We start from the raw sequence: 22,461 nt of genomic DNA on the forward strand, positions 1-22,461 counted from the left end.
GCTGCGCTACGATGAAGCCCCCCTTCCTCACCCCCGAGGTCAGCCAATGAGCAGTACCAGTCGAGTGAACCTGTTGGCCCCCGAGGTCCGCGCGAACCCCTACCCCACCTACGCGGAGCTGCGCCGCAACGCGCCTGTGAGCCAGGTGGATCCGGGCGGCATGTGGGCCGTCTCGCGCCATGACGACGTGCTGTTCGTGCTGAAGAATCCGCAGCTCTTCGCCTCCGCGGGCTTCCGTCAGGCCTACCGCCCGGCGTGGATCTCCAACTACCCGCTGGCGGACTCGGCGCTGGTGATGGATCCGCCGCGCCACACCCGGCTTCGGGCCCTCATCAACCGGGCCTTCGGGGTCTCCGTCATCACCCGCATCGATCCCTTCGTCCGCCAGCTCGCGACGCGGCTCGTCGCGGCCATCCCCGAGGGCCGCCCGGTGGACTTCGTGGAGCACTTCGCCACACCCATGCCCATGGGCGTCATCGGCGAGTTGCTGGGGCTTTCCCCCGAGGTGCACCCGCGCCTCATGCACTGGGCGGAGCACCTGGCCACCTTCACCAGCATCGGCCCTCACGACACCGAGAAGCAGGAGGCGATGCGCGCCACGGTGAACGAGGCCCGCGGGCACTTCGAGCAGGTGCTCGAGGAGCGCCGGCGCAACCCGGGCGACAACCTGGTGAGCGACCTGGTGCGCGCGCGCGTGGAGGGCGAGTCCCTGACGGACGCGGAGCTGCTGGGCTTCATGTTCCTGCTCCTCATCGGCGGCCTGGAGACGACGCTGCACCTGCTCAGCCACGCCGCCCACCGGCTCTACCTCCAGCCGGAGCTGATGACGCTGCTGCGCGAGCAGCCCGTCCTCATCCCCCGCTTCATCGAGGAGGTGCTGCGCCACGAGCCCCCCGTGCACGGGATGATCCGGCTGGCCACCGAGGAGGTGGAGCTCGGCGGGACGCGCGTGCCCCAGGGCGCGCGCGTGCTCACCCTCATGGGCTCGGCCAACCGCGACGAGGCCCACTTCCCCAACCCGGATGTCTTCAACCTGGACCGCCCCGGTCCGCAGAACCTGCCCTTCGGGCATGGCATCCACTTCTGCCTGGGCTCCCAGCTCGCGCGGCTGGAGGCACGGCTGGCCGTGGAGGCCCTGCTCGCCCGCTTCTCCCGCCTCACCGCGGGTGACGCCCCGGTGCAGTGGAATGCCTCGCTGATCGTCCGGGGGCCCGCGAAGCTTCCCCTCGTGGCCCACCCGGCCTGAGGCCCTCCCGAGGCGCTGGAGACTGCCCGGCTGCCCTGCCTTCATTGGGACACCCCGGGCGTGATGCCTGCCCGGTCTCGTGGGCGTGTCCATCCTGTACGAAAGGCAGGAGGCCCCCATGTTGAACGTCGAGACCGATCTCTCAACCGCTCGGGCGGTCGCTGCCCGGGCAGCCCCAGCACTCGCCATCATCGAGATGCCCGGCAGGCAGGGGGTCGGCTTCGTTGCCTCCTCGGGGGGCCAGCTCGTCACCAATCTGCACGTGGTGGCGGGCGCCGAGGAGATCCACGTCCTGCTCGCCGACGATCAGTTCCTGCGGGTGGAGCAGGTGATCGCCCTCGACGAGAAAAGGGATCTCGCCGTGCTGCAGTTGCCCGTGCACGGACTGGAGGCGCTCCGGCTCGACGGCCAGGCCCACCCGGGCGAGGGCGACGCGCTCTTCATCCTCCTCCCGGCCGGCGGGGGCATGCTGGGACTGATGGAGACGCGGGTCCACGCGGTGCAGGTGCTCGATGAGTCCCTCACCTTCCTCGAGCTGGAGGCGGGCCTGCCGGAGGATGCCTCGGGCAGCCCGGTGATGGATGCCTCGGGCGCGCTGGTGGGCGTGGCCACGTGTGCCTTCGCGGACGGGCGGCCCATCACCATCGTCATCCCCTCGCGCTACGTGGAGCCCCTGCTGGAGCGCTCCGGCACGCAGCCGCTCTCCACGCTCGCCCTGGCCCGGCCCGCGGCCTCGCGCGAGCGCCAGGTCCCCATGCATCCGCTCTCCATGCTGGAGGGCTGCGCCACCGACAGCGTCGAGGAGATCGCCTTCGCCATCATGCAGGCCATCCAGCTCGGTGCCCCCGCCTACAACCGGGGAGATCCCGAGTCTTGCTACCGCACCTATGAGCGCACCGCCGAGCGCCTCATCCAGGAGCGTCCGGACTGTCCCGGTGCCCAGGCCGCCCTGCGCGACGGGCTCCAGCGGTGCGCCCTGCTCGACGGCGCGGACGCCTGCGCCTGGGCCCTGCGCGACACCTTCGACGGGCTGCTCCACGTCATCGACCGCTGGCTCCAGGCCCAGGCCGCTTTCGCACGCATGTCGGCTCCCAGGTCGTACCTCCAGTGAAGTGCCGCTGGGCAGTCCACCACCAGGAGAGGTGACCCGTTGGGGTTTCCGTTCAATCCATGACGCCATGGGTCCCCTGGCGCCACTGGGAGGCCTGTGGGTAGATCCCCACCCAGCCGGGGTGAAGCCGACCCGTAGTAGAACGTCGGCTGGACGCCATCACCTCGCCGAGGAGCACATGCGGGCCCTGCTCGTTCCATCCGGGAGCATCGATCTCTCCCCCGTGGAGCTCCTGCTCCGTCAACTCGGCGTGACGCCGACCCGTGCGAGGGACGACGAGGCGGCCATCACGGCCTTCCGGCTGTCCCCCTTCCCGCTGGTGCTGCTGGGCATGGATGAAGCGGGAGACCGGATCGTGCTCGTGCGAGCGCTCCGGGCCTGTCCGCGGGGGATGCAGGCCTCGGTGCTGCTGGTGGCGCACCCCGAGCAGGTGGATCGGCTGCAACCGCTGCTGGACGCCGGAGCGGACGACTTCCTGCTGCTGCCGCTGGACGAGGCGTCGGCGGTGCTGCGGTTGCGGCTCGCCGAGCGCCGGTCCGCCGAGCGGCCGGAGCCGATGCCGGACGACTTCGAGCTGGACGGGCTGTGCGCGGTGCTGCTGCGCGAGAGCCCGGTGCCCACCTGCATCACCACGCGCGAGGGCAGCGCCTTCGTCGAGGTGAACGATGCCTGCACGCGGCTGTTCGGCTACGCGCGCGAGGAGATGCTCTGGCGCACCGCGAAGGACCTGAACCTGTGGGAGACGCCCGTGGAGCCGGATCGGCTGAGCGCCATCTTCCGGGAGCACGGCGTGGTGCGCGGGGTGGAGTCGCGCGTGCGGGCCAAGAGCGGGGAGCTGCGCCACGTGCTCGTCTTCTCGGGGATCGCCGAGTACGCGGGCACGCCGCACGTGGTGACGATGTTCCCGGACCTCACCGAGCGCAAGCAGATGGAGGCGCGGCTGCTGCTGGCGGACCGGATGGCCTCGGTGGGCACGCTGGCGGCCGGCGTGGCGCATGAGATCAACAACCCGCTGGCCTACGTCGCGGCCAACCTCGGCTACGCGCACGAGGAGCTGGTGCGTGTGCTGGAGCGCACCCCCGCCGCGGCGCCGGACGCCGCTCCCACCGAGGGCCCGCTGAAGGCGGTGTGCGTGGCGCTCGGCGAGGCGCTGCACGGTGCGGACCGGGTGCAGACCATCGTGGGGGATCTCAAGACGTTCTCGCGCGAGACGCAGGAGCCCCTGCGGGCAGTGGACGTGAAGAAGGTGCTGGACCGCACGCTCAACCTGGCGTCCGGGGAGATCCGCCACCGGGCGAAGCTGGTGAAGGAGTACGGGGAGGACGTGCCCCCGGTGCGCGGCAACGACTCACGCCTGGGGCAGGTGTTCCTCAACCTGCTGGTCAACGCCGCCCAGGCCATCCCCTCCGACGGGGACGCGGATCACCACGAGATTCGCGTCACCACGCGCCTGGTGGCGCCCGGGCGGGTGGCGGTGGAGGTGTCGGACACCGGAGCGGGCATCGCGCCGGAGCTGCTGGGCCGCATCTTCGATCCCTTCTTCACCACCAAGCCGCCGGGGGTGGGAACGGGACTGGGCCTGTCCATCTGCCACAACCTCATCCACGCCATGGGTGGGGAGCTGCACGTGCACAGCGACCTGGGGCGGGGCACCACCTTCCAGGTGCTGCTGCCCTCGGCCACCACGCCGCTGGAGGAGTGCGTGCCGGAGCAGCGGCCCGCGGCCGTCGCTGGAGGGCCCCGGGGGCGCGTGCTGGTCATCGACGACGAGCCCATGCTGTGCTCGGCGGTGGAGCGGATTCTGAGGCCGCACCACGACGTGGTGTACACCACGCTGGCGGCCGAGGTGTTGCCGCGGCTGGAGGCGGGCGAGCACTTCGATCTCATCCTGTGCGATCTGATGATGCCGAGGATGAACGGGATGGACTTCCACGCGGCGCTGCAGCGGCTGAGGCCGGATCTGACGGGCCGGGTCATCTTCCTCACGGGAGGGGCCTTCACGGCGCAGGCGAAGACGTTCCTGGAGCGGGTGCCCAACCGCCGGGTGGAGAAGCCCTTCAACGCGCGGGCCCTGCTGGCGGTGGCGCGCGAGGTGCTCGCCACGCCCGGTTGAGGCAGTGTTCAGTCAAGGCAGTTCCGCGTGACCGGTGAAGGCACGCAGCCAGGTCAGTTCGTGACGCGCACGGGAGGACTCCAAATCCTCCAGGAGCGAAGGCAGGGGCCAACGCTCGATGCTGGCCGCGAGCGAGGCCCGGAGTCCCTCACGCACCATGTCGTCCCGCCTCCTGGCCTGCTCGAGGTCGCACATCTGCCCCATGTGTTCCGCGCCGAGCTCCATCAACAGGGTGCCCACCGAGTGCTCCAGCAGACTGGTGGCCTCCGCCATCCGCTGGCCGATGTGCCAGAGCATGCGCCCGAGCCAGCGTTGCTCTTCGGCCGATAGATGAGACCAGGAGGCCTCCGCGCGCCGCTGAAGCAGGAGTGCCACACCCGCGCCCACGGTCTGCTCGGCTACGCCAAAGGCTCTCGTCGCGGCATCGGGAAGAGCCGAGTCTCGCAGGAGACCACGGGCCTGAAGGAATGTCTGGGAAAAGGAGGTCTCCCGCCAGCTGGGGAGCGTGGAAATGGCCTCGAGCGTTTTCAACTCCTGTGCATTGAAGCTCTCCTCTCCTCGAGTGCCAGACAAGAGCAACGTCAAGCGAGGCAGCATGGCACGTGAGGCGTCCCTGGAGAGCCACCGCAAGCGTTGAATCAGTGTGGCCTCGGCCTCGGAATGGAGCACTTCTGGAAACAGCGAAGATCTGCGCGGATCGAGCAGAGCCACGAGCGCAGCCGTATCCTCGAGCGAGGAGAGGTGTCGTAGCAACCCGCGAGCCTGCTCCTCCGAGAGAGAGGGCATCGCCATGGCGAGGGTGGGCAAGGCCTCGGCGGAGGCACGCGGCCAGACCTGGGAGAGGAGCGAGGAGGCATCCGCCTTGGGACGGAATGCGGGTGGCAGGAGAGAACTGTCACGCAGGTCCGGCCGGCCCACCTCGTTCCAAGCCTGGAGGAACGCCTGGCCCCAGCCAGGAGCGAGGAGCTTGCGGCGTTGTTCCAGGAGATTCCGCAGCAGAAGTGGCTCGGGGCGGTCAGGCGCTGTGGTGCGGAGCCGGGAGATGGCCTCCTCGGCCTCGTCCAACCTGGCATCCTCCAAGGCCTGGCAGGCGCGCAGAAGGAGCGCTGGCGCGGTGTCCGCCACCGGGTTATCCGGACTGTGTGCAGCTACCGGCTCCCGCTCGCGAAGGAACAGGAGCATCAACAGGACACTGGCCGCTCCGAGCGGCAGGAGAGCCAGAAACCTGAAGCCGAATCGTCCGCCGTGCGCTTGTCGTGAAGGGGACAACGGGCCAGGCGGCTCCCGGGGGGCGCTCATGAAGCCCATGCTACACGTTTCTCATGAGTGACCTTCAAGCACTCCGGCGCCACACACTCTCCCGTCTGTCGTCAGCCGGTCTCTGCTTGTTGCTGGTGGCCTGCTCCACCAAGGATGACTGGCAGGACATCGAAAACTGCCCGGTGCCTCTGTCCAACGAGGAGATCAAGCGGAGGTGCAACGTGGCCTTCAGCCGGTGTCTCGAGACTCGCATTCAGGGCATCGAGAGTGAGACCTGGGGGCACAGCCTCTGCCCCATCTGCCGGGATATGTGTATGCAGCAGAAGGGAATCTGGCCGGACAAGCTCAGGGATGGACGGCCTTGCCAGTGAAAAGACCGTCGAAAGCATCCGAGCGCCGCTCCAGGGAAGTCGCACGGGCTTTCGACCAGCTCATCGTGGCGACCCAGGATGACTCCTTCGAGGAGCTGGAGGCCAGATACAAGGCGTTGGAACGGCACCTCCTGAAGTCGGTGGTCAAGACGGACTTCGAACGCAAGGAGTTACGGCGGCGTGTTGCCGAGAGGCTCTTCACCGAGGCCTTCGGGCACGGCTGTGACTGGCCCGTCTTCGGGCGCACCCTGCGGCGCATCCAGCGGCTGGGCTATTCGAATGTGGAGCGCCGCTACCATGTGGCCTGCCTCTACGCCATGTGGTGTGAGCAGCACCCGGAGCATGACGCTCACGAGGCCCGCCGCCTGCTCGACGACACCAAACGGCACCTGCTCCGGCTCCCCCGCTCCAGCCGATTGCGTCAGGGTCTTCTGGAGGCGCTCGCGGAGAAGCGAAGGGAGACAGGCCTGTAGCCCGCTCAGACGCGCGAGTCGCCCTCGAGCGGCTCGTGCCCGGAGACGAGCAGGGCGGTGCGCTGGAGGCGCTCGGTGCTCAGCCGCGAGAGCGCCTCACGCACCCCGGGCTGCACGAGGACGTGCTTCTCGAAGGCCTGCCGGTCCAGCCGCAGCAGCGTGCAGGGCGCGTCCGTGCGCACGGTGGCGGTGGCGGGCAGACCGAGCATCATCGACAGCTCGCCGAATACGTCTCCCTCGCGCAGCAGCGGGTACTGGCTCTCCTTCCCGTCCGGGTGGCGGTGCGTCACCCGGCACCGGCCCCGGAGGAGCAGGTAGAGGGCCTCGCCCGGCTGGCCCTGGACGAGCAGCGTCTTGCCCGCCGGCTGCGTCTCGAGCTGGAAGGCCTGGGCCGCGGCCTCGCGCTCCTTGGGCGCCAGGGAGGCGAAGAGCTTGTTGCCACGCAGCACGTTGGCCAGCAGCCGCTCCTGGTGGAAGGAGCGCAGCACCCGCCCCACCGAGGCGTCCCGCTGGATGAGCCGCGCCACCATCGCCCGCGTCAGCTCCAGCACCACGGTGCGCTCGGTGGCCACCACGCTGGCCAGCCGCGGGCTCTTGGACAGCAGGGCCATCTCCCCGAAGAAGTCCCCCTCGCCCATGGCGGCCACCTTGCGCCGCTGGCCCCCTTCCAGCAACCGCACCACGTCCACGCGGCCTTCCACGATGGCGAACATGGAGGTGCCCAGCTCCCCCTCGGTGACGATGGAAGCCCCCGCCTCGAAGGTCTTCAGCTCCAACCCTTCCAGCAGCGCCACGAAGGACTCCTGGCCCAGCTGCGAGAAGATGGGGATGCGCGGTAGGGCCGCGAGCGCCGCGGGCTGTGCCGGCCGGGAAGGCTCGGGCACCACCGCCACCGGCACCGTCTGGATGACCCGCGCCGGCGTCTCCATGCGCCGCGCGTAGAGCTCCGCCAGCCGCTGCTGCGTCCGCCCATGGCCCGGGTCCAGTTGCAGGATGACCTTGCACAGCGCGATGCCCCGCAGCAGCCACCCCTGCCGGGCCCAGCCATCCGCCACCGCCGCGTACGTCTCGATGGCCTCCTGCTTGCGGTTCAACCGCTGCAACAGCTCCGCCACCTTCTGGCGGCTGGCCAGGTCCTCCGGGGCGGCAACCGCCACGCGCTGGTACTCGGCGAGCGCTTCCTCCAACCTCCCGCTGGCGAAGAGGTGGGCGGCGTTGTCCTTGTGCTCACGAAGATTCCCGGCCATGGCGTGACTCCCTGATGAACTCTCGCGGCTCACTCCCAGCCCGCGAACATCTCTCTTTTGCCACCGGGGGCCCGGCCCGGAAGTGACGCAGCCAACAGCCCGGGCGTGAGGCGCGTCACACCGTCGCGGAGGGATCGCGCCACTCCAGCCGGTAGAGCGTCAGCGCCTCCTTCTTGCCCTTCACCCCGATGGGGGCCAGTTGGATGAAGGGCCAGTTCCGCTCGCGCCAGCTCTGGAAGGTGGTCTCGTTCATGCAGATCTCCCCATCCCCGGCGGCGGAACACACCCGGCTGGCCACGTTGGTGGCATCTCCAATGGTGGCGTACTGCACGTACTGCTCGGAGCCGATGTTCCCGGCCGCCACGCGCCCCGTGTTCAGGCCCACGTGGATCTTCAGCTCGGGCCGGCCCTGGCTCCGCCAGCGCTCGTTGAGCTCGGCCAGCGCCTGCTGCATCTCCACCGCGGCGCGCACGGCCCGGTCCGCGTCGTCGGGGTGCGAGAAGGGCGCGCCCCACACCGCCATCAGCGCGTCACCGATGTACTTCTCCAGCGTCCCCTCGTGCCGGAAGACGATGTCCGCCATCACCGGGAAGTAGTCGTTGAGCAGGTCCACCACCTGCCGGGGCTCCAGCGTGGAGGAGAGCGCGGTGAAGCCGCTGATGTCCGAGAAGAGGACCGTCACCTCCGTCTCGATGGTCTCCAGGGGGCCGCCCTTGGCCATCTGCAGCTTCTTGAGGGTGGCCGGGGGGAAGAAGCGCAGGTAGACGTTGCGCAGCACCGCCTCTTCCTCGATCCGCCGCGCCAGCAGCGAGTTGTCGAGCGCGATGGCCGCCTGGTTGGCGAAGGCGGTGAGGAACTCCAGGTCCTCCTCGCTGAAGCCGTTGGGCCGCGAGAGGTTGTCCACGTACAGCACGCCCAGCACCTCTTCCCGGGGCTTGAGCGGGGCACACATGGAGGCCTGGATGGACTGCAACACCACCGAGGCGGCGTCATCCAGGCGGGGATCCAACCGGGCGTCGGAGAAGAGCGCCGCCACGCTGTGCGAGCGCACGTAGTCGACGATGCGCTGGCTGTAGAACGGGCCGGAGGGAGCCTCGCCCGCCGACGTCCGGGCCACCCGGGGGACCAGCCTCCCACTGGCGGCATCCACCAGCAGGATGGCCGCCCGGTCCACCTCCATGATCTGGAAGACGAGGTCCAGGATGCGCTCGAGCAGCGCGTCGATGGAGCCGGGCGAGGAGAGCAACTGGCTCACCTTGAGCAACACCTGCAGCTTGTCGTTGGCCCGGTTCTCCCGGTTGGCGTGCCGCACCTTCAGGGCCGAGCCCTCACCGGGCTCCGAGTGCCGCTCCAGCAGCTCATCCATGGAGCCGGGAGAGAACCGCGTCTGCAGCGGCTGCACCTGCGTGGGCGAGAGATCCACCGGCAGCGGCCGGGTGGGGGACACCAGCTTGAAGCGCACCTCGCCACAGCGGAAGGCCTCGCCGCTGCGCAGCTCGTGGCGCTCCACCCGGGCCTCGTTGACGAACGTCCCGTTCTTGCTGTTCAGGTCCACCAGGAGGATCCGCTCGCCGTCACGCTCGAGCCGTGCATGCCGCCGCGACAAGCTCTTGTGGAGCACGCAGATGGTGCTCTCCTCCGTACGGCCAATCGTCACCGAGCCTTCGGGAAGCTCGAAGACCTGCTCGTCCAGCAGGCCCGGATTCATGATGAGCTGCATAGAACCTGGACGTTACCACCCGTACCCGAGGCCGGGGCTAGCCTGCCTTCGCGGCCGCGAGCGCGGGGGGTTGTGACGAAGGCGTGGGGGACGCATGCACCTCGATGGAGGCGGTCTGGTCCGAGCTGGACACCCGCTGCTCCCGGCGCGCCACGATCTCATGGACGGTCAGCTCCGAGCTGGAGCCGGGCAGGCTCCGCTGTCCGAGCGCCAGGCACTCGAAGCCCGGCTCCACCTTCGGGAGGAGGTGCGCGCCGATGAGGAGCTGATCCCTCCCGGCCAGCAAGGCCAGGCGGGCCGCGGTATTCACCGTCTCTCCGAGCACCGTGTAGTCCAGCCGGCCCAGCCCCTTGGCGCCGATGCTGCCGCAGATCAGCTCTCCCGAGTCCACGCCGATGCAGAGGCCATGGGCATACGGGGAGGAGTCCCCGGAGCGGAAGGCCATGGCGCGCAGCTGCTGGCGGGCCGCCAGACAGGCCTCCAGGGCCCGGCCCAGGTGCCCATGTCCCCGGAACACGGCCATCACCGCGTCCCCGACGAACTTGTCCACCACCCCGCCCCGCGAGAGCAGCTCCGGGACGATGACCTCGAAGTTGGCGTTCAACCGGCGCACGGCCGCCTCGGGCTGCTCCTGGCTCAGCACCGGGGTGAAGTCCTCCAGGTCGAGGAAGGCCACCGTGGCCTCCACCCGCTCCCCGCCCATCATGTCCGGACCCTGCGTCAACGGGAGCGCCCGCTCCACGACGCCGCCGTGCACGAACATCCGCAGCAGCTGGTTCTCCTCCGCTGAGCGCACCATCTGGCGGAACTCCGCCACGTACCGCAGCGCCTTGGTGAGGGTGGCGTCGAGGTCCTGGAAGTCGAGCGGCTTGACGAGGAAGTCGAAGGCCCCGCGGTTCATCGCCACGCGGATGTTGCTCATGTCGCTGTAGGCGGAGACCATGATGACCTTGACGAGCGGATTCACCTCGCCCACCCGGGCCAGGAAGGTGAGCCCGTCCATCCTCGGCATGTTGATGTCGGACAGCACGACATCGGTGTCCGGGTGCTGGCGCAGCTTCTCCAGCGCGTCCTCGCCGTCGGAGGCGAAGATGAAGGTGTAGACCGAGTCGCGGATGTGCTTGCGGAAGCGCTGCTTCATCAACAGCGCCACGTCCGGCTCGTCATCGATGACCAGGATCTTCGCGGCCCGGGAGGGGCGGCTGGCCTCCACCAGCGAGGCGAAGGCCGCGGCCAGCTCCCGCGCGGACTGGAAGCGGCCCGTAGGATCCGGCGCCAGGGCGCGTGAGAAGAAGGCATCCACCCCCTGGCCCAGCTCGGGCACCAGGGTGGAGGGCGGCTCGGCGAACGTGAGGGTGCCACTGACGCCCAGCTCCCCGAGCGCATCCGCGGAGAAGGGGAAGCGGCCGGTGAGGGCCCGGTACGCCACCACCCCCAGCGCCCAGACGTCCGTGCGGTGGTCCACCCAGGCCTCGCCCCGCATCTGCTCGGGGCTCATGTAGCGCGGGGTGCCCATCACCCTGCCCGGCTGCTCGGAGTGAGCCGCGCGGCCGGCATCCAGCCGCGCCAGCCCGAAGTCGAGCACCTTCATCACCTCGTCGCTGTCCACCCGGGCGAGGAAGAGGTTGGCCGGTTTGAGATCCCGGTGGATGACCCCGGAGGCATGGGCCGCGGCCAGGGCCCGGGCAATCTGATTGAGCAGCGAGGCGACCACGGCCGGAGCCAGCCGGCCCTGCCGCTCCAGGCGCGTCTCGAGATCCTCCCCCTCCAGCAGCTCCATCACGATGAACGGCGTGTCACCGTCGACGCCGTAGTCGTGGATCTGCACCACGTGGGGGTTGCGCAGCTGGGCGACGGCCTTCGCCTCCTGCTCGAACTGGTGGCGCGCGGAGGAAGAGGCGATGCGCTCGGGCGTCATCAGCTTGAGCGCCACCCGCCTCTGCAGTTGTGAGTCGAGCGCCACCCAGATGGCACCCATGCCGCCACCCGCGACCTGACGCTCCAACACATACCTGCTGCCAATCCTGCGTCCCGACATATTCCTCGACCCGCCTCAGGGACTTGCCGGGATTGCCAATCCCGGCGCAAGGGGAGGATGCATCCACCGCTCCCCGCTTCTCCACGTTGGAACATCATCGCACAATTGCCGGGGGGGTGGAGAGCGGGCCTCGGGTGCTCCCCCGCTGTGACAGCACTGGAATGGTTTCAGCTCCAATCCGCGCAAATCCTGCGCACCCGCGAGCAGCCAGGGCGGGGAACCTGGCGGGGGCTCGTTCAGCCCTGGCCGGGTGGCATGGCTGCGGGCAAGATGAAAACGGGTGGGCAGTGCCCCCAGGAAAGCCGCGCGCCATGTCCTATTCGGAGCTCCTCTCCCAGGTTCCCCTCTTCTCGTCGCTTGGGTCCGACGACCTGGAGCGGCTCTCCTCCAGCCTGCAACCGCGGCGCTTCAACCGGGGGGAGATCCTCTTCCACCAGGGCGACGTGGGGACGGACCTCTTCATCATCCGCAAGGGCGAGGTGACCATCCGCCTCAGCTCGGCCGATGGGCGGGAGGTCACCCTGGCGCTGCTGCGGCCGGGAGCTGCCTTTGGAGAGCTGGCGCTGTTGGACGAGGCGCCCCGCTCGACGGACGCGGTGGCGCGCGAGGAGACGGCGCTGCTGAGCTTGAGCCGCGGGGATTTCCGCCGATTCCTGGAAGAGCGGCCCCAGGTGGTGCCGGCGCTGCTGGCCGAGCTGAGCCGGATGGTGCGGCGCGTCACCCAGACGGTCCACGACGCCAACTTCCTGGATGCGCGCGCCCGGCTGGCGCGCGTGCTGCTGGACCTGGCCCAGACGCAGGGCCAGCCCGGCACCGAGGGCGAGGGGGTGGCCATCACCTCCCGGCTCACCCAGACCGAGCTGGCCAACCTGGCCGGGCTCACCCGCGAGAGCACCAACCGGTGGCTGCGCTTCTACGCCCGCGAGGGACTGCTGTCCTACGAGGAGGGGCGCATCACCTTGTTGGAGCCCGACAACCTGCGCATGAACGTGGAGTGAGTCAGCGCACGTAGACGTTGCGCAGCACGGAGATCATCGCCGCCACGTCCGCCGCGGCGGCCATCTCGCGGATGGAGTGCATGGAGAGCATGGGGTTGCCCACGTCCACGGTGCGGATGCCCAGCTCGCCCGCGGAGATGGGGCCGATGGTGCTGCCGCACCCCAGGTCCGTGCGGGTGATGAAGTTCTGCGGCGTCACGCCCACCTCCCGGCAGCAGAGGGCGAACCAGGCCGCGGTCTCTCCGTCGGTGGCGTAGGACTGGTTGACGTTGGACTTGATGACGGGGCCGCCGCCCAGCACGGGCGCGTGCTTGGGCTCGTGCATGGACGCGTAGTTGGGGTGCAGCGCGTGCGCCATGTCCGCCGACACCAGGAAGGAGTGGTGGATGGCCCGGTGCAGCGCGTCGCGCCGCCCGTCCGAGTGCGCCAGGGTGATGCGCTCGAGCAGATCCTTCAGGAAGGGAGACGCGGCGCCCTGGGCACTGACGCTGCCGCACTCCTCGTGGTCGTACAGGACGACGCCGCAGGTGGCCTCGCGCGGCCCGCTCATGGCGAGCAGCGCGGACAGGCCGGCGTGGCTGCTGGCCAGGTTGTCCAGGCGCGCCGAGTGGAGGAACTCGCCCGAGGCGCCGGAGCGGGTGGGCGGCTGCAAGTCGTAGAGGCACAGGTCGAAGCCGAGGATGTCCGCCGGCTCCACCTGGGTGCCGCCGCGGGCCAGCTCCGCGCAGAGCATCGCCTTGAGGTCCACCGCGCCCGAGCGCTCCAGGGCGAGCACCGGCACCAGGTGCTCCTGGGCGTTGAGCTTGAGGCCGTCGGTGTTGACGGAGCGGTTGAGGTGGATGGCGAGGTTGGGGATGCGCAGCAGCGGGCGGCGGAAGTCCACCAGGTGGCGCGAGAGGCGGCCGTCCCTGGCGGACACGACGCGGCCGGCGAGCGACAGGTCGCGGTCCATCCAGGTGCTGAAGAGGACGCCGCCGTACACCTCCACGCCCAGCTGGTGGAAGCCGGAGCGCGACACGGAGGCGTTGGGTTTGAGGCGCAGGTTGGGCGAGTCGGTATGGGCGCCCACCAGGCGGAAGCCGGCGCGGTCCACCGGCACGGTGCCGAGGTGGAAGGCGGCGATGCTGGTGTCCCCGCGGGTGACGTACACCTTGTCACCGGGCTTGAGGTCCCAGGGCTCGCGCTCATCGAGGGCGCGGTACCCCTGGGCGCTCAGGCGGCGGATGCTCTCGCGCACCGCGTGGTAGGGCGTGGGCGAGGCATCGATGAAGGCCAACAAGTCATTGGCGGCGGCGTCGGTATCGGAGGGAGTCATCCCCTCCAGGCTAGCGCCGCCGCCGGGCCCCGCCACAGGAAAGGCGAGGCCCTGCCGGGTAGCGGTTAGTTGGCCGAGCCGGGCACGGTGGCCTGCTGGCTGCCGGCGGGCTCCGCTCCCTGGTACACGGCCGGCAGGGAGGCCGTCACCGCGCCCACGTAGAAGATGCCGTGGTAGCCATGGCGGTTGCGGCCGCCGAAGAGCTGAACGAAGTAGCGGCCGCCGTTGTCCTCGCCCTTGGTCTGCTTCACCCCGCAGTCCAGCTTGTCGTCCGGGGTCATGGCGCAGACCCAGGCCGTGCCGCTGTTGTAGGCGATGTCCAGCGAGTACACGTTGGAGAGCTCCCCGGCCAGGCGCAGGCCCATGGGGCGGTAGTCCGGAGCCCCGGGCAGGCCCTTCACCTGACGCGGGTGGACGTTGGCGCTCAGCACCAGCAGCGCCCGCTTCGGGGACTTCTGGGCCACCTTCAGCACCGTGCCCGCCATGAACTCCTCGCGCGCGTCACCCTGCAGCGCCGGCTGATCGAAGGCGAAGATGTTCACGTCCAGCCCCTGGCCGCGCAGCTTGCGCAGGGCGTCGATGAGGTAGACCACGCCCTCGCTGTTGCGGCCATCCGGGTAGGGGCTGCGCCAGAAGGGGCTCTCCATCAGCTTGCCCCAGTCGGCCTCGGTGCCCGCGCTGGTGAGGAAGGCCTCCAGCCGCTCCTGGTTCGCCGCCGGAATCTCCAGGCCCACCGTCACGGGGATGCCCTGGGTGGCCACCTGGCAGGCGCTCTGGGCCACGAAGTGCGGCACCTGCTGCGTGCCGTGCAGCTCGCCCAGCAGCACCACGTTGCCGGGACGCGCCAGCTTGCCCAGCCCCAGGATGGGCACGCCGCACTCGATGTTGTCCTCCCGCGTCACCACCACGTCCGGGCTCTCGCTGGACTTCTTCGCGTGCTGCATGAGCAGCGGGGAGAGGTTCCGGAACACCTTCCACTCCAGCACCATGTCGCGCGCGGACTGCTGGGACTCGCCGAGGACGGCGTTGTCGCCCGCGACGTTCTGCATCGCCAGCCGGACCGCCGTGTCGCTGCCCAGGCCGGACGGGTTGTCACCGGTGCGCCCGTCCACGCTCCACATCAGCTCACTGCCCGGGGCCTTCAGCGCCTTGTTCGCGCTGCGCGTCTCGCGGGTGATGATCAGCTTGGTGTGGTTGGCGCCCTCGGGCCGGGCGACGACCAGGTAGCGGTGCCAGTAGGCCGCGATCCGCGAGCCCATGAACTCCTCGCGCCACTCCGTCTCCAGCTGGGCCCCGCCCGGCGCCTCACGGAAGACGAAGCCCCGGGACGAGAAGTAGGTGCGCACCTGCGGCCACACCTCGTCGAGCGGGTACTCGTAGATGGCCTCCTCATCGGGGGCGAAATCCACGAAACGTCCGGCACACCCCGACAGCGCGGCGACGAGCAGCAGCAGACAACCGAAGGCCATCCTTCTCATTCAGCACTTCCTCCTGGGTTCTCTCACTTGGATTCGATGGCCTGTGCGCCGTCCAGACGCACCGCCGGAGGCGAAGCCGACACCGCCCCCACGTAGAAGACGCCGTGGAAACCGGACTCGCTCGGCTCCTTGAAGAGCGAGACGAAGTACCGGTCCCCGTTGTTCTGCCCCTTCGTGGGCCGCTCCCCACACTCGAGCGTCTCCCCCACCGAGCAGATCCACGCCGTGCCACTGGCGAAGGCCACGTCCAGCGACACCACGGAGGAGGACAGCTGGCGGGCGAGCATGTAGCCCATGGGGCGGTAGCCCAGGTCCCACGGCACGCCGGGCCGGGTGCGCGGGTGGATGTTGCCGGTGGCGATGAGGAAGAAGCGCTCCTTGCCCGCCTCCACCTGGGACAGGACGCTCCGGGCCATGGCGGCCTCACGGACCTCGCCCTGCAGCTCCGGGTGATCGAAGACGAAAACCTCCACGTCCAGGCCCTGGGCGCGCAGCCAGCGCAGCTGCTCCAACAGCTGGGCCACCGCCTCGCTGCTGCGGCCATCCGGGTAGGGGCTGCGCCAGAAGGGGCTCTCCATCAGCAGCGCCCGATCATGCTCGGTGCCGGCGCTGGCGATGAACCGCCGCACGCGCTCCTGGTTCTCCACCGGCATCTCCAGGCCCACCGTCACCGGGGTGCCCCGCGAGGCCACCTGGCAGGTGCTCAGCGCCACGAAGCGGGGCACCTCGCGCGTGCCGTGCAGCTCGCCCAGCAGAATCACCCGGCCCTTCTGCGCCTGCCCCGACAGCCCGATGATGGACATGCCGCACTCGATGAGGCCATTGCCCGGCTCCTGCTTCGTCGCCGCCAGCGTGCGCTCCTCCAGGCCCTTCTTGCGCGCGTCCAGCTCCGGGATGATGCGCTCCTTCAGCTCCCACTCCATCCCGAAGTCCCGCGCGCCCTGCAGCGACTCACCCGCCGCGCCCATCGCCTCCGGCAGCACGAGGCCCGACACGGACTCCTCGGGCACGAAGCGCAACTTCGGCTCGATGTTGGGCATGCGCACGTCGTACTCCTCCGGGCGCAGCTCCCCACCCGGCAGGCCGTCATTGGCGGGGCCCGGCACGCGGTTCACGTCCCAGTCCGGCTGCTTCGCCGCGTAGATGGGGGCTCCGCTCGGGCTGCGGCTGGTGCGGATGATCCACACCCGGCTGCGCGCCGGGCCCTCCCGCTTGCCGACGACGGTGTAGCGGTGCCAGTAGCCCGCGATCACCGAGCCGGGGAACTCCTCGCGCCACTCCGTCTGCAGCACGAAGTTGGCCGCGTCCTCCCGGTAGCGGAACCCGCCGTCCTTCATCCAGCCCTGCACCGCGGGCCAGACCTCCTCCAGGGGGTGCTCGTAGACGGCCTCCTCCAGCGGCTCCAACCGGATGAAGACCGGCCGCGAGGCACACCCCATCAGCCCTCCCACCAGGAGAACCGAGATGAAGATGGCCGCTCGCATCCATACCTCCCTTCGGGCGTAAGGCCCGCAGACGTGTTAACGAACTCGTCTCGCGGACATACTGCCTGGATTCGAACGGATTTTCGCGGGCCGTATCCTACCCACCCCCACCCTGCCCCAATTCCTCCAGCAGCCGGCGGGCGTTGTAGACCTTGCGCAGCCCCTCGAGGATGCCCTGGCCGTGGACGGACACGGTGCGGTTGACGGACTCGTCGAAGCCGTACTCGCCGCCCAGGGACTGGATGTTGCCGTCGAAGACGATGCCGACGATCTCCGCGTCCTTGTTGAAGATGGGCGAGCCCGAGTTGCCGCCAATGATGTCGTTGGAGCTCACGAAGTTGAATGGTGTCTGGAGGTCCAGGCGAGGCCTCGCCTGCAGCCAGCTGGGGGGCAGGCGGAAGGGGTCCTCCCCGGTGGCGCGCTCGTAGAGTCCGGCGATGCGGGTGAGGGGCTCCACCGGCTTCCCGTCCTCCGTGAAGCCCTTCACCTGCCCGAAGGACAGACGGAGCGTGAAGGTGGCATCCGGGTAGGTGCTGGTGCCGTAGGCCTCGAAGCGGGCCCGGGCGATGAGCTCCCCATTCTGGTCGATGACGGACTCGACCTCCTCCTCGAAGCGCTTGCGGACGGCGCGCGACTCGCCATCCAGGGCGCGGGCGAGTTCCAGCATGGGATCCTTCGAGGCGCGGATGGCTTCCGGACCGCCCTGGTACAGCTGGCGGCGCACCTGGGCATTGGCCAGCCGGGAGCCGGAGACCACCTTGCGCGCGAGCGCCTGCGGGGACTGCTTGCCGAGCACCTGCTTCACCACCGGATCATCCGGCCCGAGCTGCTCGCGCAGCTTCGTCAGGTAGAAGGTGAGCAGGGCCTCCTCCAGCTTGGGGTAGACGGGAGCGGGGCTGAAGAGCTGCTGCTCCAGCTCCGGCTTGCGCGCCTCGGCGAACTCCTCCAGGCGCAGCTCGTTGGGCTTGGACAGCTCGTCGGCCGAGCGGGCGAGCATGCGCGCGTAGCCGAAGAGGTCCGAGCCCGCCCCGGCGCCCTGCTCCAGCAACCGCAGCCGGGTGCGCATGGCGCGCAGCGTGTCCGTGGCCCGGGCGATGTTGTCCCAGGCCTGGCCGTAGCGCTTCTGGCGCTCGGCATCCGCCTTCACCCAGTCGCGCAGCTTCTGCTCCTCGGCGGCCTTCTTGGCGAAGAAGTCCCGGTCCACGAGCGCCTCGCGCCGGCCCACCAGCGCCTTGTAGGCGTTCTCGATGCCGAACTTGAGGCTGTTGGAGATGCGGGTGAACTCGGGGCCGCGCTGCTGGAACTCGTCGAGCAGCCCGCGCAGCTGGGCAATCTGGAAGAGGCGCTCGGGCAGGGCGTAGTCGCGCTGGTAGCGCAACTGCTCCACCGTCAGCAGGCGCGAGGTGCCACCCGGGTGTCCGGCCACGAAGGTCAGCTCGCCCGGCTGCGCGCCCTTGGCGGACCAGCGGAGCCAGTTGTCCACCTTGGCCGGCTTGCCGTCCTGGTACACGCGCACGAAGGACACGTCATAGTCGTAGCGGGGGAACTCGAAGTTGTCCGGGTCCCCGCCGAAGAAGGCAATGGCCTCCTCGGGGGCGAACACCAGCCGCACGTCCTGGAAGCGCTGGTACTTGTAGAGGTTGTACATGCCGCCCTGGTACAGCGTCACCACGTCACAGCGGACGTCCGGAGCGGTGGCGCACGCCTTCTCCAACCGGGAGATCTCCGCGCGCTGCGCATCCCGGAAGGCCGCGCCCTCCTTGCCCTGGGTGGCCTTCGTCAGCGCGTCGGTGACGTCGGAGATCTCCAGCAGCTTGTTGACCTCCATGGCCGGGCACTGGCGCTCCTGCGGTGCGCTGGCCGCGTAGAAGCCCTTCACGATGAAGTCGTTCTGCGGGGTGGAGAGCTGCTGCACGCAATCGCGGACGCAGTGGTGGTTGGTCATCACCAGCCCGGTGGGCGACACGAAGCTGGCCGAGCAGCCACCGGCGATCCGCGCCGCGGAGAGCCGGACCTTCGTCAGCCACTCCGGGCTCGGGGAGAAGCCGTAGCGGGACTGCACCAGCGCGGAGGGGAAGTTGTTGAAGGTCCACATCCCCTCATCGGCGCGGGCGAGCCCGGCGGTGAGCAGGAAGAGGACGGGAAGCAGCCGGGTCATGTGCGAAGTCTCCTTTGAGCGCAGCTCGCGCTGGATTGCTCACCCACCCGGGGAGTCGGGTCAAAGACTCACGCGCGGGAACCGTCCCCATCCGTCCGCCCGGACACGCTCGCGCCATCGAGGTGACCTCCACAGGACGGAGTCGGCGTGCGAGAGCGGGCCTCGGTCCCGACGGAGATACCTACACCCGTTGATGGGATAGTCACCATGGCGCTAGCTCCCCATACATCCACTGAGATGAGGTCCCCACCGGGGAAGAGCATGTTGGACATGAAAAACAGTGGAACCGGGACGAGGAGCAACTTGGGGCTGGCGGGTTTTCTCCTGGTGCTCGTGGCGGCCCTCGGTGCACAGGCGCAGCCGCCCTCCTCCACACTGCCTGGCCGCAAGCCGGACTCCAAGGAGCCCTGGGGCGCTTTCCTTGGCAAGGCCGCTCATTACGCCATTGGCGGGGAGTACCGCGTGCAGCACCCCTCCAACCGCGTCTTCCTCGATACCAGCCTCTCCACCATCGTGAAGAGGGGGAAGTTGGGAGACCCCGAGCGCCTTTCGAAGTTCGTGGGGCTCTTGCGTCCGGACATCACCGATACCCGCCTCCTCGTACTGTTCGAGATCAAGCCGGACGATGAGGAGTCGCGCAGCAAAGGGCGAGAACAGGTGGGGCGCTACCTGGCGGCCCTGACTGAGGCGGTGGAGCCTGACAAGAAGCTCACGGGAGGCACCGGCTTCGAGGGGGCCCTCTTCCTCGAATTCGAGAACGGGGGCGCACTCTGGAAGTTGTCCTGGCGCACGCCAGAGCCCGGCGTGACGCTGTACCGCTGGAGCTACCGGCGCAAGAAGCCCGGTGCCTCCTGGAACGAGCGGGCGGCTCAGAAGGAAGAGGAGTTGCCCAGGGAAGAGGTAGAGCAGCGCGGCGAATTAGCCGAGCAGGCAATCCGGGCTGCCCATGAAGGAGGCGAACGCCCCAAGGGCTTCCAGGGCCAGGTCTACCTGCCCGCGGACTGCCATTGAGCGGGTGGGAGGCGTCTGCGCCTTCGGGGTGCGCGAGGTGCCTGGCGCTTGAGGCGCATCTGACCTCCGTGGTAGGGCGCAAGGCCATGAACACGGAACACTCCCCGGTGCTCGAGTTTCCAGCGATGCTCTACGGCACCAAGGCCACCACTCGCCGCAAGGTGAGTGCCGAGGGCCGCTGGTGGGCCCGGCAGTACCTTGAGACGGGTGCCTTCCCTCAGCCCCGGCAGATGCGCCAGGTGCCGCCCGGCGAAGTACTGGTGATGCACGCGGGGGCCGAAGGTTTCGACTGGGCCCTGCCCCGCTGGCGGATGCACGTGTTCATCGAGGTCTTCACCCGCTTGGATGAAGGCGTCCCGAAGGAGGAGCGCTCGCGTATGAGTGACGCCTTCGAGTCCTTCTGCCTGAGCACCCCTTGGGGAGCCCTCGACCATGCCGTGTCTCCGCCTCCGCCGCATAGCGCTGTGCGCATGGCGAACAGGCTCGCCTCGCTGCTGCGCTTCTGGGAGGTGCTCCAGGGCCCTCGCTACGCGTTCTGGTCGTTCGATCAGAAGTACACGCTGGAGGAGCTCATGGATGACATCTACCGCAAGACGCTGGAGGCCTGGTGCCCCGGGGGCCCGGCCCCGGTCCGAGAGCACCTGGCCCTGACGGTGGAGCGCATGGCTCGCGCCACCCGCGAGGATTGTGAGGAAGCCGTGCTCCGGGTGATGTCTGGCATCGTCGAGGTGGATACCGATATCAAGCACCGGGAGGTGCTCGGCGATCCGGACTTCCTGCGTGAGCGCCTCTCCGCGCTTCCCCCGAACAAGTTCGAGGAACTCTCCAGCGCCTACAAATACGAGGTGGCCACGCAGTTGTCGGACTGGGACAGGGAGTTGGGGCGGCATTGAGGCCGAGCGTTGCCCATCACCGGATGCACTGAGGGTGCGGTGGTACCTGGGGGTTCCCAGGAACAGACCGCCCGCCCGTGCGTTCCCCCGGCATCCAAGGAGCCGGAGAACATGAGAATCGTCGCGCGGTGGAGTGTGCTCGTCCTGCTGCTCGTGGCCGCCACCCGGGCGGACGCGGCGGACAAGGCCTGGTCCCAGGAGCTCGAGCAGAACGTCACCCGGCTCATCGAGGAGGAGCTGCGGGAGACGCGGGCCCCGGGCGCGGCGGTCGCCATCGTGCGGGACGGCGAGCTGGTGTACCTGCGCGCGTTCGGCGTGCGCAGCCTCGAGGAGCACACGCCCGTCACCCCGAACACGCTCTTCCGCCTGGGCTCCACCACGAAGATGATGACGGCGCTCGCGCTGCTGGATGCCGCCGCGAAGGGCCGGGTCAATCTGGATGCGCCCGTCCGCACGTACGTGAAGGACCTCCACCCGGCCCTGGGCGGGGTGACGCTGAGACAGCTCCTGACGCATACGGCCGGCATGCGCGAGGCCTCCCCCTCGGTGCAGTCGAAGGACGACTCGGCGCTCGGCGAGATGGTGCGCGGATGGAAGGGCGACTACCTCTTCGCGCCCCCGGGAGACATCTTCTCGTACACCGGCCCGGGGTACTGGCTCGCGGGGCTCGTGCTGGAGCGGGTGCACGGCAAGCCCTACGCCGACGTCATGCGCGAGCAGTTCTTCCAGCCGCTGGGCATGGAGCGCGCCACCCTGCGGCCCACCGAGGCCCTCACCCATGACTTCTCCCAGGGCCACGAGGGCGCGGGGGACGCGCTGAAGATCGTCCGGCCCATGGCCGAGAACACCGCCATGTACCCGGCCGGCTCGGCGTTCTCCTCCGCCCGCGAGCTGGCCCGGTTCGCGGCCGTCATGCTGAATGGGGGCGTGGACGGCGAGCGCCGGGTGTTCGCGGAGAAGACGGTGCGCGACTTCTTCACGGGACAGGTGCCCCTGCCGGGCACGGACGTGGCGCGCTACGGCTTCGGACTGGTGACGATGCGGCTGGGGGACACGGCCCTCTTCGAGCATGGAGGCGTACGCCGCGGCTATGGCTCCCACATCCGCTTCCTTCCGGAGCGCCGGGGCGCGGTCATCACCCTCACCAACGAGAATGGCGTCACCCTGCGCCGCTCCCTGGACCGCATCACCCAGGCGGTGTTCGGCCTTCCGGAGGAGCCGCCCCGCACCGAGCAGGCCGAGCCCCTCACCGCCACCCAGGCCGAGCGCTACACGGGCACCTACGTGCACGCGGACCTCGCGAAGTTCACGGTGACGTGGGACGGCAAGCGGCTCGTCCTGAAGACGGACAAGGAGTCCCCCCTGGAGCGCACGGGCCCGGACACCTTCCAGACGGAGGACCACCAGGGACTCGCCTTCGTCGTCAAGCCGGGCCAGCCGCGGGCGAAGTACCTCCACATGGACCTGCTGAGCGCGATCCGATCCGGCAAGCAAGCACGACCCCGGGGGGCACATGGATTCGCCGGGCGGGCTGGACGATGATGA

16 protein-coding genes are annotated in these 22,461 nt (G+C 69.4%); 8 read left to right on the plus strand and 8 right to left on the minus strand.

Annotated features, from left to right (window positions below; translation table 11 throughout):
* Positions 1 to 64: 64 nt before the first annotated feature.
* From NR798_RS34280 to NR798_RS34290, 3 genes are all read left to right on the plus strand, one after another.
* Complete coding sequence (locus tag NR798_RS34280; protein ID WP_375766748.1) at positions 65 to 1,246, plus strand: cytochrome P450; 1,182 nt, start codon at positions 65 to 67, stop codon at positions 1,244 to 1,246.
* Between the two features lie 118 nt (positions 1,247 to 1,364).
* Positions 1,365 to 2,357 carry a serine protease gene (locus NR798_RS34285; RefSeq protein ID WP_375766749.1) on the plus strand — a complete coding sequence of 331 codons (993 nt, stop codon included), beginning with the start codon at positions 1,365 to 1,367 and terminating at the stop codon, positions 2,355 to 2,357.
* A gap of 178 nt (positions 2,358 to 2,535) precedes the next feature.
* Entirely contained in the window at positions 2,536 to 4,470 is a 1,935-nt protein-coding gene (locus NR798_RS34290; RefSeq protein WP_375766750.1) for an ATP-binding protein, read from the plus strand.
* A 12-nt stretch (positions 4,471 to 4,482) separates the two neighbouring features.
* On the opposite strand, the gene NR798_RS34295 is transcribed toward NR798_RS34290, so the two are convergent.
* Positions 4,483 to 5,778, minus strand: coding sequence for a hypothetical protein (locus NR798_RS34295; RefSeq protein ID WP_375766751.1), 1,296 nt, complete (start codon positions 5,776 to 5,778; stop codon positions 4,483 to 4,485).
* Between the two features lie 388 nt (positions 5,779 to 6,166).
* Between NR798_RS34295 and NR798_RS34300 the strand changes: the two genes are divergently transcribed.
* Positions 6,167 to 6,574, plus strand: coding sequence for a hypothetical protein (locus NR798_RS34300; RefSeq protein ID WP_375766752.1), 408 nt, complete (start codon positions 6,167 to 6,169; stop codon positions 6,572 to 6,574).
* Positions 6,575 to 6,579: 5 nt separating this feature from the next.
* Here the strand turns inward: NR798_RS34300 and NR798_RS34305 are convergent, their stop codons facing one another.
* The 3 genes from NR798_RS34305 to NR798_RS34315 all read right to left on the minus strand — a co-directional run bounded on the left by NR798_RS34305 (position 6,580) and on the right by NR798_RS34315 (position 11,519).
* Complete coding sequence (locus NR798_RS34305) at positions 6,580 to 7,821, minus strand: cyclic nucleotide-binding domain-containing protein (protein ID WP_375766753.1); 1,242 nt, start codon at positions 7,819 to 7,821, stop codon at positions 6,580 to 6,582.
* 115 nt (positions 7,822 to 7,936) lie between these two features.
* The gene (locus NR798_RS34310) at positions 7,937 to 9,529 is read right to left on the minus strand and encodes an adenylate/guanylate cyclase domain-containing protein (RefSeq protein WP_375766754.1); all 1,593 of its coding nucleotides are present in this window, start codon (positions 9,527 to 9,529) and stop codon (positions 7,937 to 7,939) included.
* Positions 9,530 to 9,578: 49 nt separating this feature from the next.
* Positions 9,579 to 11,519: a protein kinase gene (locus NR798_RS34315; RefSeq protein WP_375766755.1), complete on the minus strand. Its 1,941-nt coding sequence runs from the start codon at positions 11,517 to 11,519 to the stop codon at positions 9,579 to 9,581.
* A gap of 371 nt (positions 11,520 to 11,890) precedes the next feature.
* On the opposite strand from NR798_RS34315, the gene NR798_RS34320 reads away from it, so the two are divergent.
* The gene (locus tag NR798_RS34320) at positions 11,891 to 12,577 is read left to right on the plus strand and encodes a Crp/Fnr family transcriptional regulator (RefSeq protein ID WP_375766756.1); all 687 of its coding nucleotides are present in this window, start codon (positions 11,891 to 11,893) and stop codon (positions 12,575 to 12,577) included.
* A gap of 1 nt (position 12,578) precedes the next feature.
* Here NR798_RS34320 and NR798_RS34325 read toward each other — a convergent pair whose 3' ends face one another.
* From NR798_RS34325 to NR798_RS34340, 4 genes are all read right to left on the minus strand, one after another.
* Positions 12,579 to 13,892: a M18 family aminopeptidase gene (locus tag NR798_RS34325; RefSeq protein WP_375766757.1), complete on the minus strand. Its 1,314-nt coding sequence runs from the start codon at positions 13,890 to 13,892 to the stop codon at positions 12,579 to 12,581.
* A 65-nt stretch (positions 13,893 to 13,957) separates the two neighbouring features.
* Positions 13,958 to 15,370, minus strand: coding sequence for a hypothetical protein (locus NR798_RS34330; protein WP_375766758.1), 1,413 nt, complete (start codon positions 15,368 to 15,370; stop codon positions 13,958 to 13,960).
* Between the two features lie 23 nt (positions 15,371 to 15,393).
* The gene (locus NR798_RS34335; RefSeq protein WP_375766759.1) at positions 15,394 to 16,854 is read right to left on the minus strand and encodes a hypothetical protein; all 1,461 of its coding nucleotides are present in this window, start codon (positions 16,852 to 16,854) and stop codon (positions 15,394 to 15,396) included.
* Between the two features lie 97 nt (positions 16,855 to 16,951).
* Positions 16,952 to 19,012 carry a S46 family peptidase gene (locus NR798_RS34340; RefSeq protein WP_375766760.1) on the minus strand — a complete coding sequence of 687 codons (2,061 nt, stop codon included), beginning with the start codon at positions 19,010 to 19,012 and terminating at the stop codon, positions 16,952 to 16,954.
* Positions 19,013 to 19,273: 261 nt separating this feature from the next.
* Between NR798_RS34340 and NR798_RS34345 the strand changes: the two genes are divergently transcribed.
* The 3 genes from NR798_RS34345 (at position 19,274) to NR798_RS34355 (ending at position 22,458) form a co-directional block, all read left to right on the plus strand.
* Complete coding sequence (locus tag NR798_RS34345; RefSeq protein ID WP_375766761.1) at positions 19,274 to 20,023, plus strand: hypothetical protein; 750 nt, start codon at positions 19,274 to 19,276, stop codon at positions 20,021 to 20,023.
* An 86-nt stretch (positions 20,024 to 20,109) separates the two neighbouring features.
* Positions 20,110 to 20,916 carry a hypothetical protein gene (locus NR798_RS34350; RefSeq protein WP_375766762.1) on the plus strand — a complete coding sequence of 269 codons (807 nt, stop codon included), beginning with the start codon at positions 20,110 to 20,112 and terminating at the stop codon, positions 20,914 to 20,916.
* A 111-nt stretch (positions 20,917 to 21,027) separates the two neighbouring features.
* Complete coding sequence (locus NR798_RS34355) at positions 21,028 to 22,458, plus strand: serine hydrolase domain-containing protein (RefSeq protein ID WP_375766763.1); 1,431 nt, start codon at positions 21,028 to 21,030, stop codon at positions 22,456 to 22,458.
* The last annotated feature ends 3 nt before the right edge of the window (positions 22,459 to 22,461 follow it).

Source organism: Archangium gephyra, from assembly GCF_042230915.1.
Taxonomy (GTDB): domain Bacteria; phylum Myxococcota; class Myxococcia; order Myxococcales; family Myxococcaceae; genus Archangium; species Archangium gephyra_B.